This is a genomic window from Sphaerisporangium sp. NPDC004334 (assembly GCF_053602655.1).
This window is the reverse complement of record NZ_JBSGDZ010000049.1, coordinates 25,208-37,674: the sequence shown is the minus strand read 5'-3', so window position 1 is coordinate 37,674 and position 12,467 is coordinate 25,208. Positions and strand designations below refer to the sequence as shown.

The following is a 12,467-nucleotide window of genomic DNA, read 5'->3' as shown; positions in this document are numbered from 1 at the left end:
ATGACGCCGAGCACGCGGGCGGTGCCGGCGGTGGTGATCTCGCCGACGACCAGGGGGGTGCCGCCGGAGGCGGAGATGCCGTCGACCAGCGGGCCTACTTCGCTGGTGGGGTGGCCGCCGTGGTCGCGCACCCATTTCATGACCGAACTCGCCGCGCCCTTGCGCACCTGGCGGCCGTCCACCTCCACCCCGGACATGCGGGTCTGCGCAGTGAAGGCCACCCACGAGGCGTGGTCCAGCTCGCCGGGCGTGTGCTCCCGCAAGCCGTAACGCCGCTTGGCGTGCACGACGATGGAGCGGCCTTCGGGGGTCTCGTCGGCCAGGCTGGCGAGCTGCGCGGCCTCGGCCAGCTCGCGCTCCGGCACCCCCTCCACCGGGAGGAACGCCGAGGCCTGGCGGTTGCCCAGGGTGACATGTAGTCGCCCAGCGGGCGGTGTGTCAGCGCGAGGGCGACGACGAGGGAGCATACGAACACGGCGCCCGCCGTCGCGGTGCCCATCAGAACCGCTCCGGGAACAGCAGGGCGGCGACCATGAACAGCACCAGGGCGGCGGCCACCGCCAGTCCGGCGGCGTTCACGGCGCTCACAGCCGCTCCACCCCGCGCACGACCAGTCCGACGATCGCGAACACCACGATCGTCAGGGCCACGAAGCCGACGTCGGCCATCGCCACTCCTCGCAATCCCGCAAGACGCCTCCCAGGGCCCGGCAGGGGCCGCAGGACGAGACAATCGCGATGCTTGGCGTGGTTGACGCGTTTTGACGGATTCCATACGCGGTCAGGCCGAGTATTGGCGCCCGCCATACGCCTCCATCGCCGACCCGCACCTGAGCCGGTGGGCTTCAGGCCCGCCGGCTCAGGGGTTCGAGGGAGGCGCTTCGGCTCGGCCTCGGTTCAGGAGCGTCGGTTCAGGAGCGTCGTTCCCTGGGCGTCGTTCCCTGGGCGTCGGTTCCGGGGCGTCGGTTCAGAAGCCGAAGGAGCGGCCGATGATCTCCTTCATGATCTCGGTGGTGCCGCCGTAGATGGTCTGGACGCGGCTGTCCATCCACGCCTTGGCCACCGGGTACTCGACCATGTAGCCGTAGCCGCCGTGCAGTTGCAGGCAGCGGTCGATGACCTTGTGCTGGAGCTCGGTCGTCCACCACTTGGCCTTGGCCGCGTCCACGACCGTGAGCTCTTTGGCGTTCAGTGCGCGGATGCACTTGTCCACGTAGTGCCGGGCGATCTCCACCTCGGTGGACAGCTCGGCGATGACGAAGCGGGTGTTCTGGAACTTGCCGATGTTGCGGCCGAACGCCTGGCGGGACTTGCAGTACTCGATGGTGGTCTCCAGCACCGCCTCCGCCGCCGCGACCGCCGCCACCGCGATCGACAGGCGTTCCTGCGGGAGGTTCACCATGAGCTGGATGAAGCCCTGGCCTTCCTCCTCGCCGAGCCGGTTGGCCACCGGGACGCGGACGTTCTCGAAGAACAACTCGGCGGTGTCCTGGGCGTGCATGCCGATCTTCTCCAGGTTGCGCCCCCGGGAGAAGCCTTCCATGCCGCGTTCGACGACCATCAGGGTCGTGCCGCGGGCCCCCGCCGCCGGGTCGGTCTTGGTCACCACGACGACCAGGTCGGAGTTGACGCCGTTGGTGATGAACGTCTTCTGGCCGTTGACGATGTAGTGGTCGCCGTCGCGGACCGCCGTCGTCTTGATGCCCTGCAGGTCGCTCCCCGCGCCCGGCTCGGTCATGCCGATGGCGGTGATCAGCTCGCCGGAGGCGAAGCCGGGGAGCCAGCGCTGCTTCTGCTCGTCGTTGGTGAGATCGACCATGTACGGCGCCATGATGTCGTTGTGCAGGCCGAACCCGAGCCCGGTCGCGCCGAACCTCATGATCTCTTCGACGATGACCGCGTTGAAGCGGAAGTCGGAGATGCCCGAGCCTCCGTACTCCTCGGGGACCGAGAAGCCGAACATGCCGAGCTCGCCGGCCTTCTTCCACACTTCTCGCGGGACGATGCCGTCCTTCTCCCACTGCTCGTGGTGGGGGACGACCTCGCGCGTCATGAACTCGCGCACGGTCTCACGGAAGAGCAGATGCTCCTCCTCGAAGAGGTCTCGCTGCATTCGCTTCCTCCTTGGGGTTACCGCACCAGAATACGATTCTGGTCATCGCCGGACCCGGGGACCCCGCACGGTCGAGGGCGTCCCCCTACGTCACAAATCAGCCACTTTCTGCAGTGTTACTCCTGCATAAGCCCGCCGTAAGCCCGCAGAGTCATACGATCTACCTCCGGCTGCCTGTCGGCCTGGACGCGTGATCGGAGGCGATCGTGAACGGCTGGGCTCCCAAGCTCCGCAGATCCCTGGCAGCGGTGGTGCTGGGTGGTTCCGCCGCGATCATGGCCTTTCCCGCCAGCACTGGTTCGGCCGACACGGCATACCACCATTTCGAGTACACCTGCACGGACGGTGCTCTCCTACCACCAGGGCAGCGGCGTCTCCAGGTTCAGGTAGCGGTGCCCACGACCGTCAAGGTCGGTGAGCGCATCCCCTTGGAGTGGACGCTCGACGAATCGCCTCTCGCCTCGTCCGGGAACTTCCCGGCCGGTGGCCGTCTTTTCGTCACCGGTACCGCCGATGTCGCAGGGCTCTTCCAAGGGAAGCTCGACTCGACCGGCACCAAGGACCAGGCGGAACTGCGCCTTAGTGGTCCACTGGAACTGCCGACGGCGATGCTCGGCTCTGTGGGCAGCACCAAAGAGGGCAGATTGTTGATCACCCCGCGTGATCTAGCCTTCGACTTCATACCACCCCAACAGACCGTGGTGCTTAACGACACCAATACCGGCACACAGGGGCCGATCGTCTACAGCGCAGCCTGGTCGTCTTCTGGTGGTGAGGAGCGGAAGGACTTCGGCGACTATCTCGGGGATGTCCACCAGACGACAACAGCTAAGGAGACGGTGACGATCAGCTTCACTGGCACGGGCATCGAGTACGTCACCGAACGCCATCCTGAAATGGGAGCGGTCGGAGTCGCATTAGATGGCGTTTCGGTGCATCCCGACCCCGCTCCAGATGCTTCACGCGAGGCGGACGGTCAGAAGGTGACGACCAGGAAAGGTCAACAGGTCCTCTGGTCCGTTCACAATCTTGAGTACAAGAAACACGATCTCACGCTCACGAACGAGGCGCCCACCGGGAAGTACATGCTGGTCGACGCGTTCAAGGTGATCACGGATCAGATCTCCATCCCGCCGTACCACTTCCGAACGAACTGTCACTTCACCGGCAATCCGCGAGCAATGGTCGTGGACGTCGTCCCCGCGCAGAACAACCAAAGCGGCGGGAACAACAATGACGGCAACAACAGCAACAACGGGAACCAGCACATCAGTGATGGGGATGACTCGGCTCGCGGGGTGATCGTGCTTTCGGGGGGCGGCTCGGGGCATGGGGCGCCTACGGAGACAGCGAGTCCGACGCCGAAGGCGTCCAAGACCTCCAAGGGCTCCAAGGCCAGTTCGACTCCCCAGGTGCGGGTGACCCCCAGAGGTGGCGCGCACACCGGTGAGGCTCCCGAACAGGATCCGAGGCCCGGTGCCTTCATCGCATACGGCTCCGTGCTGTTGCTCGGCAGTGTGGCGGGCGGTCTCGTGCTGAGACGCCGCCGGGGAAGGGCGGGTTGAGCGGGACGTTACCGCCGGCGCCGGACGGCGAGGAGCCTCGGCGCGGGCGGTGGAAGGGCATGCTGGCGCCGGTCCTGGTGACGGCCGGTTCCCTGGCGGGTATCGGGGCCGTGATGGCCGGCCTGCTGGCGTACCTGTCGCCCACGGAGAACAACGCCGCGTCGGGCTCCGAGCCGACGCCGGTCGTCGCCCAGATGTTCCCGGCGGACGATGCCGACGGCACGACCTCCTCCGGTGCGGAGCGGCAGACCACGGCAGGGACGTCCATGACGGACGGAACCTCGACGGAGACCTCGACAACGGCTTCAACCGTGGACGCGGCGTCCTCGTCGGTGGGTACGGCGACGGTCGGCCCCGGTGGAGTGAACGCGCCTCTGGTCGAGGCCGCGCCGGCCGCCTCGCCGCCGGCTCCGGTGGCCGCGCCGGTGAAGGCGCTGCGCAAGTCGGTGCCGACCCGGGTCCGCGTCCCGGGCATCGGCGTGGACGCGGCGCTCGTGTCCGTCGGGGTGGACCGGAACGGTGAGATCGAGGTGCCCCCGCTGAGCAGGCCGAAGCTGGCGGGCTGGTACCGGCTGGGACCGGCTCCGGGCGAGATGGGCCCGGCGGTGATCCTCGGCCATGTGAACACCCGAGGCGGTCCCGCCGTGTTCAGTCGTCTGCGCGAGCTGAAGCGCGGCGACACGATCACGGTGGTCCGCGCGGACGGCTCGACGGCGCGGTTCACCGTGGACGGGGCCGAGCAGGCGAGCAAGAACCGGTTCCCGACCAAGCGCGTCTACGGGCACGTGGACCGCCCGAGCCTGCGTCTGATCACCTGCGGCGGCGTGTTCAACGCCAAGGCGCACAGCTACACCGACAACATCATCGTCTACGCCACCCTCTCCGCCGCCACCCGCCGCTGAGACCCGCGTCCCAGTCGCCCTTGAAACTGCTAACGCAATGAGGTGAGGCGTCGCCAGCAGACGAGGGCGCAGCCGAGGCTGAGGAAGGCTTGGTGGATGTCGGCGCGGATCTCCCAGCGGATGCGCAGCTGTCGGAAGTGGTGCAGCAAGGCGAAGGTCTGTTCGACGACCCAGCGTTGTTTGCCCAGGCCGGAGCCGTGCTCAGTTCCTCGGCGGGCGATGAGCGGTCGGACGCCCAGGGCTCGGACCTGGTTGCGGTACTTGTCGTGGTCATAGCCGCGGTCGCCCAGGACGACATCGGGACGCCTGCGAGGCCGGCCACGCTTGCCGCGCACGGGTGGGACGGCCTCCAGCAGCGGCACCAGCTGGGTGACATCGTTGCGGTTGCCGCCGGTCAGGATGACAGCCTCGGCCTTTCCTCGGGCCGGCCTCACCCCGTTCGTGGTACTTCAGGATGCGTCGCGATGGCCCGGACGTCTGCTCACCGGCCTCCTGGTCGCCATCCCCGGTTGGTCCGCTCTGGCGAGTCTCCCCTGAAGTCGCGAGACCCGCAGGCCACCGCTCGTCAACGGGTGGCGGCTCCTCTCCGTACCACCGATGTCGTCAATCACCTGTGGTAGCTCGCCGCGCGATCTCCGGATCACTACGGCCCAGGTTTACCGCAGGTTCAACCCGGCATCCGACGACGACGTCCGGCCACGTCCGTAACGTCGCCGGTGACGCGGTCCGGGTGAGCTCTCATCACCCGCGGAACGCCCCTGATCGCGCTTCGGCGCCTAGGCGAGGAGATTCATGCTGCTTTCCCCTCACGCGATGACGCGCGCCATCGCATTGGTCGCGGCGTCGCTCGCGTCCATCCTGGCTCTCGTGGCGGCACCGTGCATTGGCACGGTGAACGCCGACGCGGCCGGCGACGGGCAGTATGTGCCCGTGGCCCCGACGTCACTGCTCGACACCCGTGCCGCAGGCGACATGACCGGCGGCGCGACGGTTCCGGCCAACGGTTCGGTCACCGTGCGGGTCACCGGAAGAGGCGCGATCCCGGGCTCGGGCGTGTCGGCCGTCGCCCTAAGCCTCAACGTCATGAGCCCGGAGAAGTTCGGCTGGCTGACGCTTTATCCCTCGGACGTGCCGACCACGGTCTCCACGATCACCTTCGCGGCCGGGGAGACCACCACCGGCTACGACGTCACCAGGATCACTGGGACCGGCGATGTGACTCTGAAGAACAACAGTGCCGGGGCCGTCCACTTCACCGTCAGCGCCCGGGGCTACTACCGTGACGCACTGGGCACCCAGCCGGGTCAGGAGTACCACCCCCTCGACTCCGGCTACCTTTACGACACGCGCTTCGGCATCGGCACCGGCTCGCCCACCGCCCCGGTCCCGGCGGGCGGAACCGTCACCATCGACGTCGCCGGTCAGAAGGGAGTCCCCGCCGCGGACGTGACCGCCGCGGCGGTCAACATCGTGGCGATGCACCAGACGACCTTCGGCTGGCTCTCGCTGTACCCCTCCGACGAGGCCGACCCGAACGTCTCCTCGCTCAATTACCGGAGCGGCGAGAGCGACAGCAACTTCCAGTCGGCGCGCCTGTCGAGCACGGGCAGGCTGAAACTCACCAACCATGGCACTGGCGCCGTCGACATCTCCCTCACCGTACGCGGATACTTCAAGGGCGACGCCGCCGGCTCCTCGTTCCAGCCGGTCGCGCCGAAAGTTCTCGTCGACTCGCTCGACGGCACCGGCATCCCCGACGGCGCCACTGAAGCGATCGCCCCGGGTGACTCGGTCACCTTCGACGCATCGACCGACTCCGGGTTGACGCCGGACCGGATCGCCGCGGTGGCGCTCAACGTCGACGCTCGGCGCCCGGCCGCGGCCGGGTGGTTGTCGGTCTACTCCACCGGCGTGCCGGACCCCGGCATCTCCAGCGTCACCTTCGACGGCGCCGGTGAGAGCGCCAACGGGTTTGATCTGGCCGTCCCCAACGCGAGCGGACTGATCACGATCACCAACCACAGCTCGGGCACCGTCCACCTGCAGGTGTCCGTACGCGGCTACGCGGTGGCGCCGGCCGTCGCCCAGCCTGACCTCGCGGTGCCCGACGACGTCGCCCCGATCCTCGACCGGCTGAAGGCCTCCGAGGACTACCAGATCACCGACGCCGACAAGGCGGTGCTCGCGAACCACCCCGAATGGGAGCAGCGAATCCCCGATCTCGCCGCCACCGTCCTGACAGGGGACGATACGCCGGGCGACCTGGACGACACCACGCGGGCCAGGGGCGGCTGCTACCGGGCGAACCGCTACATCACCTACCGGTCCTCGGTCTTCAATTCGGTTCTGATCAAATGGCACAACGTCCTGAACTTCTGCTGGGACGGCAAGAAGGTGACGCGAATCAAGGAGCGGTACGCCTACGTCACCAACAACTACGGTGGCTATGACGACCATGGCGGCAGGCTGACCGTCAACTGGCAGTACGGGTTGAGGACCGCCACCTATCAGTCCGCCATGCAGGGCACGCTGACCAACTGCATCCTGAAGGTCGGCTGCTACAAGACCCGCAACCCCTATCAGCGGTTCACCGTGCACGGGAGCAACGGGAAGTACTCCATCGTGCAGACCAAGTAGGCGCGCACCAGGCCCGCGTCCCGCTCGAACGGGAAGGGCGCCGTGCCGGTCTGGAGAGTGGTGCGCGAATCGCCGCCGCGGCTCCAGGCCGGTTTCGGCCGTCCGGGTGGCGGCATCGGGGACCGCGAGCGCCGCTACGGCGAGGCGCGCTGCGACGGGGAGGAGACGATACGACTTGGTCACGGTCGGTTACCTGCGGATGCTGTCACCAGGGGGCGCCGTGGGCGTCGGTGGCGAGGTGTCTTTCGTAGGTCGCCACCTTGGCGTTGATGAGGTCGAGACAGTCGTGCAGTCGCGCGAGTTGCTCGGCGATGCGGCGCTGGTGCGCGCGTAGCAGCTCCAGCCGTTCCGCCTCGTTGCCGCCGCCTTCACGGACCAACTCGGCGAGACGGCCGATCGTGGCCAGGGGCATGCCGGAGCCCGGAACTTCACGCAGTTGGCCAGCCACTCGACGTCCCAGTCGCTGTAGACCGCCGGCCACCGTCGTCACCCCGCACCTCGCCGGCCAGCAGTCCCTCACGCTCGTACAGCCGCAGGGTGTGCACGCTGAGCCTAATGCGCTGCGCTACCTCGCCGATGCTCAAACCGTTCCGCATGATGCCGAACATAACCCGTTGATCTAGACCTCGATCTAGCGTCTAGCGTTCGCGGCATGTCCGGCCACAGGACCACTGACGCGAAACGCGGCACATCAGGCGCGGCCCGCACCCTTGACGACGTTCTCACCGGGATCGATCTCACCGGGAGGACGGCGGTCGTCACGGGCGTGTATTCCGGCCTGGGGCTCGCGGCCACCCGCGCGCTCGTGGGCGCCGGAGCTCGGGTCGTGGTCCCGGCCCGTCGGCCCGAGCGGGCGCGGCAGGCACTGACCGGCGTGGAGAAGGTCGTGATCGACCAGGTCGATCTCGCCAACCTCGCCGAGTTCGCCTCCGTCCGGGCGTTCGCGGACCGGTTCCGGCGCGGGCGCGACACCCTGGACATCCTGATCGCCGATGCCGCGATCATGGCCTGTCCCGAGACCGGGGTGGGGCCCGGCTGGGGGGCGCAGTTTGCCACCAACCACCTGGGTCATTACGCGCTGGCGGACCTGCTGTGGCCCGCCCTGAAGCTCGACGGGCGCCTCAGCGGTGGACGCGGCGTCCACGGCGGTGTCCTCGGCGGGGGGCACGGCAACGGACCTCCGGAACCTCCTGAGCCGGCGAGTACGGCGGCGGAGCACGGGCGTCCCATCGGTGGGCCTCAGAGCGAATCCACGGTGTCCGGGTCGCCGCGCTTGACCATCGCGGCGACCCGCGCCTCGAGCATCGCCCGGCATTCCGGCCACTCCTCCGCGACGATCGAGAAGATCGCGGAGTCGCGGAGCGCCCCTTGCTCGCCTGGCGCCCATGAAGGGGACCAGTTTCGCAGAACCCCTTCGAACCGTGCCCCCACGCCGGCGATCGCTGCACGGGAGCGGCCGTTCCGCGCGTCCGTCTTCAGGTCGACGCGGGCGGCGTTCCAGCTCTCGAACGCGTGGCGGAACATCAGCAGCTTGGCCTCGGTGTTGATCCCGGTTCCCTGAGCGGACGCCGCGAGCCAGGTGAAACCGATCTCGACCGCGTGCAGGCGGTCCGCGCTCCTTGGCCAGGGCCGGGGATCCCAGAAGGCCGTCACACCCACGGCGCGCCCCGACGACCTCGCCACCTGCGCGTAGGGCGCCAGCTTTCCCGTCGCGGCCCGTTCGAGCTGCTCGCCGATGTACCGCTCAACCTCACCGGCTCGCGGTACCCAGGTGTAGGCGTAGGAGCCGCGGTCCTCCTCCGCCGCCACCGCCAGATCGCCGGCGTGATCGCGGGTGAGGGGTTCCAGGCGCACCAACTCGCCCTCGAGAACGGGCCCTGCCAGCTCGAAGGCCGTCGAATCTCTCTCGGCCGCGCGATCGGCGACGGGTTCGACGGGCGCGTGGAGAGGCAGCCGTTTGGTCAGTGCCGAGACACGATTGCGCGGACCGTAGACCGCGACGGCGACGTGGTCGATCTCCTCGCCCGGCGTCGTGGCCAGCGCGGTGAGAAAGTCGTTGTAGTCGCGCGCCCGCCGAGCCGTCTCGTTGAATCCCACGGTGATCGTGTCGTCTCTGGCGCGCGCCTTCGCGTACAGCTCGCGCAGCTGGTCGGGGGTGGCACTGAGCACGGGCACCGGATGAGGGTTCAGCCCGGCGTGCAGGTCGCCCGAGGCGTCCTGCGGCGTCGGTCCCAGCGATTCGGGCAGCCGTGCGCCCAGACTCAGCCCGAGCACGGCCGCCGCGTTCACCGCAGCCGCGGGAGGCAGATCGGCACGGACGACCAGAACCAGTTTCGTGGGCAGCGCCATTGAGAACGCCCTCCAGCGGTCGACGATACGGACACCGGAGAAGGTAGCCATTCGCGCGCCCGGACCGCGGCGCAGCCGAACGATCGGCTGGAACAGACGGCGATTCACCGATACCGCTGAACGTCGTCCACTGATCGGCCAGGGTCTCCGATCAGATGGACGGCGCCGGGGAAGGGCGCCAGAACGCGGTGTAACGGCCGAAGCGCGGAGGGTGGTGCGACGTGGTACGGAGGGACATGGCGGTAACCACATCCGTTCACCGGGCCCGGCTCTCCACCCGGCCACGTGCTGCAGTGGTCGGCGCCGGGTAGGCGGGTCGTGGTACGGCGATGCCGGCGCCCGCTACGGCGTCCGAGCAGGTGAACGTTCGTGACAGCGCACTAAGGCGTGGAGAACAGGTGGTCCAGGACCGCGCGGCCGTCCATGCGCAGGCCGTCGTGCTCGTACTCGTTGGTGATCCACGGCCGCAGGCCCTTGATCGTGCGGGCCGTGTCCAGGGACAGCTCCCGGGCGACGTACATGTCGTTGTAGTAGACCGCCGCCGAGACCGGCACCGTGTTGGCCTCCAGGCGGGCGACGTCGTACAGCGCCGGCCACGACGGGCGCTCGGCGAGCAGGTGCGCCGTCTCGCGCAGCGGCCGCAGGATGGGGTCGGTGTCGAACATCCAGGGGTAGATCGTCTCCCCGGTGAACAGCAGGGGGCCGTCACCGTCGAGGGCGGCGGCGGGAGCGAATCCGGGGAACTCGTCGCGGACGCGCTGTGCCGACCAGCCGGTGGCGCCCTCGCCCTGCGCGTAGGTCGCCTCGTGGATGAGCGCGTACAGCGGAGCTCCCGCGGTCCAGGCCAGTTCGGCCTCCACCTCGACCAGGAAGCCGTCCCTGAGATCATCTCCACCCGCGAAGGGGTCCTCCAGCAGGTAGTGCAGGCGCCGGCTGCCGGTGCCGCCGCCGAGCAGGTTGCCCAGCGTCTGGAACAGCTCCACGGTCAGGGGCCGGCCGTTCGAGAGCAGCACCTCGCCGTCGCGCAGGTGCCTCGCGACGCGCACGGCGCGTTCTACGTCCTCGGGGTAGCGTTCGTAGTGCTCGGCGTTCTTTGCCTCCACCTGCGGATACAGGGCGCGGTACACCCCGTCGGCCCGGGCTCCCAGGCCGGGCAGGCCGCCGGTGACGAACGCCTCCGCCAGGCCCTGCGGGGCGAAGGACAGATAGGTCACCGTGCAGAATCCGCCGAAGCTCTGACCCAGGACGCTCCACGGCTGGTCGCCGATGAGCGTACGGCGGATCAGTTCGGCGTCCCGGACGATGGAGTCGGCGCGAAAGTGCGTCAGGTGCTCCGCCTGGGCGCTCGGCGGGCCCAGGCGCGGCAGGCTGCGCCGGTCGAGCGGCGTGGAGCGGCCGGTGCCCCGCTGGTCGAGCAGCAGCACGCGGTAGTCCTCCATGGCGCGCTCCAGCCAGCCTTCCCCGCCGAGTGGGCGCGGGGAGGAGAAGCCGGGACCGCCGTTCAGGTACAGCAGCCACGGCAGGTCCTCGGCCCGTCTGCCGCCCGCCCGCACCTCCCGCGCGTACACCTGGATCCGCTCGCCCTCGGGACGGTCGTGGTCAAGGGGGACGGTGAAGACGTGGTCGGCGAACACCGTGTCGGAGCGGGGGGGCGAGATCATGACGTCGATCCTATTCAGGCCGTTCGCCCTGGACGCGGGGCGTTCGGCTCGGCGTCTCCCGCTCCACCTGAACGGGTTCGTGTCGTGCTCCGGCGCGACCCCCGTTCGCGGCTGAGTAGAAACTCGTTCCAATCGCATCGAACCACTCACGGGAACCGCCCGTAGCTCCGCATGAACGGCCACCGTCGTTGTGACGATGGATCGCAATTCCCCAGGGGGAGAAGGGATCGGGTACAGATGCGACGCGCACGTATCGCCTCGGTCGCCACCGTGGTTCTCAGCCTCATCGCGCTTCAGACGACCACGGCCTGCTCCAGGATCTTCGGCGAGCCGATCGCGGCCGCCACGGACCCCGCGCCCAGCGCCGTGCCGGCAGAGGAGTTGGCGAGAGGGCTTCTCGCGTCGGCGGCGGCCGCCGAGCCCGACGCCGACGCTTCCGGCTCCTCGGCGCAGGCGACCAAGGACGGCGCGGCCCCGGCGGGCGGGGCCGCTCCGACGGACGCGGCGCCCACGGACGGGGCGGCGCCCACGGACGCGGCGCCCACGGACGCGGCGGCGCAGGACCAAGCGGCACAGGACGGCGCGGCACAGGACGAAGCGGCGCAGGGGACGGTGTCGACGCCGTGGGGCCCACTGAGTCCGGCGGACCGCGATCTGGTGGTCAAGGTACGTCTGGCCGGCCTCTGGGAGATCCCGACGGGAAGGCAGGCCGCGAAACGCGCTTTCCGGGCCGTCACCAGGAAGAACCTGGGGGAGATCGCCCGGCAGCACGAACTTCTGGACGCGGAGGTCCGGGAGGTGGCGGAGGAACTGCGCGTGCCGCTGCCCGATGAGCCCAACGACGACCAGAAGGGATGGATGGCCGAGATCTCCGCCAAGAAGGGACTCGCCTACGACCAGACGGCCGTCATGCGTCTGCGGATGGCGCACGGGAAGATCTTCCCCGCCATCGGCGCCGTCCGGGCCTCCACCCGAAACACGCTGATCCGCGGCTTCGCCGAGAGCGCGGCGAAGTTCGTGAACACCCACATGGGCCTGCTGGAGGGCACGGGCCTGGCAGGAGACCACGCCCTTCCCCCCGCCCCCACGGTGAGCGCGACTCCTCCGACGGTCCCTGATGGAGAACCCGCGCCGAGCGCGCCCCCCGCGACCTCGCTGCTCGACGGCACGAAGGAGAGCCACCACTCCACCGGCGGCTGATGACCGCCCTCGGCAGAACAACGGTCAGCGCGGACGCTCCG

The 12,467-nt window shown here is 69.0% G+C and carries 10 protein-coding genes and 3 pseudogenes; 5 read left to right on the top strand and 8 right to left on the bottom strand.

Annotated elements, in window-relative coordinates; all coding sequences use genetic code 11:
- From ACWEN6_RS38715 to ACWEN6_RS38705, 3 genes and pseudogenes are all read right to left on the bottom strand, one after another.
- Positions 1 to 365 (bottom strand): annotated as a pseudogene (locus tag ACWEN6_RS38715) (potassium-transporting ATPase subunit B); the annotation flags it as partial.
- A gap of 133 nt (positions 366 to 498) precedes the next feature.
- The gene (locus ACWEN6_RS38710) at positions 499 to 588 is read right to left on the bottom strand and encodes a potassium-transporting ATPase subunit F (protein ID WP_452576970.1); all 90 of its coding nucleotides are present in this window, start codon (positions 586 to 588) and stop codon (positions 499 to 501) included.
- Positions 589 to 966: 378 nt separating this feature from the next.
- Entirely contained in the window at positions 967 to 2,112 is a 1,146-nt protein-coding gene (locus ACWEN6_RS38705; protein WP_354853447.1) for an acyl-CoA dehydrogenase family protein, read from the bottom strand.
- Positions 2,113 to 2,318: 206 nt separating this feature from the next.
- Here ACWEN6_RS38705 and ACWEN6_RS38700 point away from each other — a divergent pair, with 206 nt between their 5' ends.
- Together ACWEN6_RS38700 and ACWEN6_RS38695 are read left to right on the top strand one after the other, a co-directional pair.
- Positions 2,319 to 3,677 carry a hypothetical protein gene (locus ACWEN6_RS38700; protein WP_452576968.1) on the top strand — a complete coding sequence of 453 codons (1,359 nt, stop codon included), beginning with the start codon at positions 2,319 to 2,321 and terminating at the stop codon, positions 3,675 to 3,677.
- A complete protein-coding gene (locus ACWEN6_RS38695) occupies positions 3,674 to 4,579 on the top strand; it encodes a class F sortase (protein ID WP_452576967.1) in 906 nt (301 codons plus the stop codon). Before ACWEN6_RS38700 ends, ACWEN6_RS38695 begins: the two co-directional genes overlap by 4 nt.
- 29 nt (positions 4,580 to 4,608) lie before the next feature.
- Here ACWEN6_RS38695 and ACWEN6_RS38690 read toward each other — a convergent pair.
- Positions 4,609 to 5,004, bottom strand: a pseudogene (locus ACWEN6_RS38690) (transposase); the annotation flags it as partial.
- Positions 5,005 to 5,371: 367 nt separating this feature from the next.
- Here ACWEN6_RS38690 and ACWEN6_RS38685 point away from each other — a divergent pair.
- Positions 5,372 to 7,216 carry a hypothetical protein gene (locus tag ACWEN6_RS38685; RefSeq protein ID WP_452576965.1) on the top strand — a complete coding sequence of 615 codons (1,845 nt, stop codon included), beginning with the start codon at positions 5,372 to 5,374 and terminating at the stop codon, positions 7,214 to 7,216.
- A 205-nt stretch (positions 7,217 to 7,421) separates the two neighbouring features.
- Here the strand turns inward: ACWEN6_RS38685 and ACWEN6_RS38680 are convergent, their stop codons facing one another.
- Together ACWEN6_RS38680 and ACWEN6_RS38675 are read right to left on the bottom strand one after the other, a co-directional pair.
- Complete coding sequence (locus tag ACWEN6_RS38680; protein WP_452576963.1) at positions 7,422 to 7,664, bottom strand: hypothetical protein; 243 nt, start codon at positions 7,662 to 7,664, stop codon at positions 7,422 to 7,424.
- Positions 7,645 to 7,812, bottom strand: coding sequence for a MerR family DNA-binding transcriptional regulator (locus ACWEN6_RS38675; protein WP_452576976.1), 168 nt, complete (start codon positions 7,810 to 7,812; stop codon positions 7,645 to 7,647). The genes ACWEN6_RS38680 and ACWEN6_RS38675 overlap by 20 nt, the downstream gene beginning before the upstream one ends.
- A gap of 56 nt (positions 7,813 to 7,868) precedes the next feature.
- Between ACWEN6_RS38675 and ACWEN6_RS38670 the strand changes: the two are divergent.
- Positions 7,869 to 8,264 (top strand): annotated as a pseudogene (locus ACWEN6_RS38670) (SDR family NAD(P)-dependent oxidoreductase); the annotation flags it as partial.
- Positions 8,265 to 8,455: 191 nt separating this feature from the next.
- On the opposite strand, the gene ACWEN6_RS38665 reads toward ACWEN6_RS38670, so the two are convergent.
- Positions 8,456 to 9,673, bottom strand: a complete 1,218-nt coding sequence (locus ACWEN6_RS38665; RefSeq protein WP_452576961.1) for a GNAT family N-acetyltransferase — start codon at positions 9,671 to 9,673, stop codon at positions 8,456 to 8,458.
- Between the two features lie 272 nt (positions 9,674 to 9,945).
- On the bottom strand, positions 9,946 to 11,226 hold the full coding sequence (locus ACWEN6_RS38660) for an alpha/beta fold hydrolase (protein WP_452576960.1): 1,281 nt from the start codon (positions 11,224 to 11,226) through the stop codon (positions 9,946 to 9,948).
- 237 nt (positions 11,227 to 11,463) lie between these two features.
- Here ACWEN6_RS38660 and ACWEN6_RS38655 point away from each other — a divergent pair, with 237 nt between their 5' ends.
- Positions 11,464 to 12,426 carry a DUF4142 domain-containing protein gene (locus ACWEN6_RS38655; RefSeq protein WP_452576958.1) on the top strand — a complete coding sequence of 321 codons (963 nt, stop codon included), beginning with the start codon at positions 11,464 to 11,466 and terminating at the stop codon, positions 12,424 to 12,426.
- Positions 12,427 to 12,467: the final 41 nt, after the last annotated feature.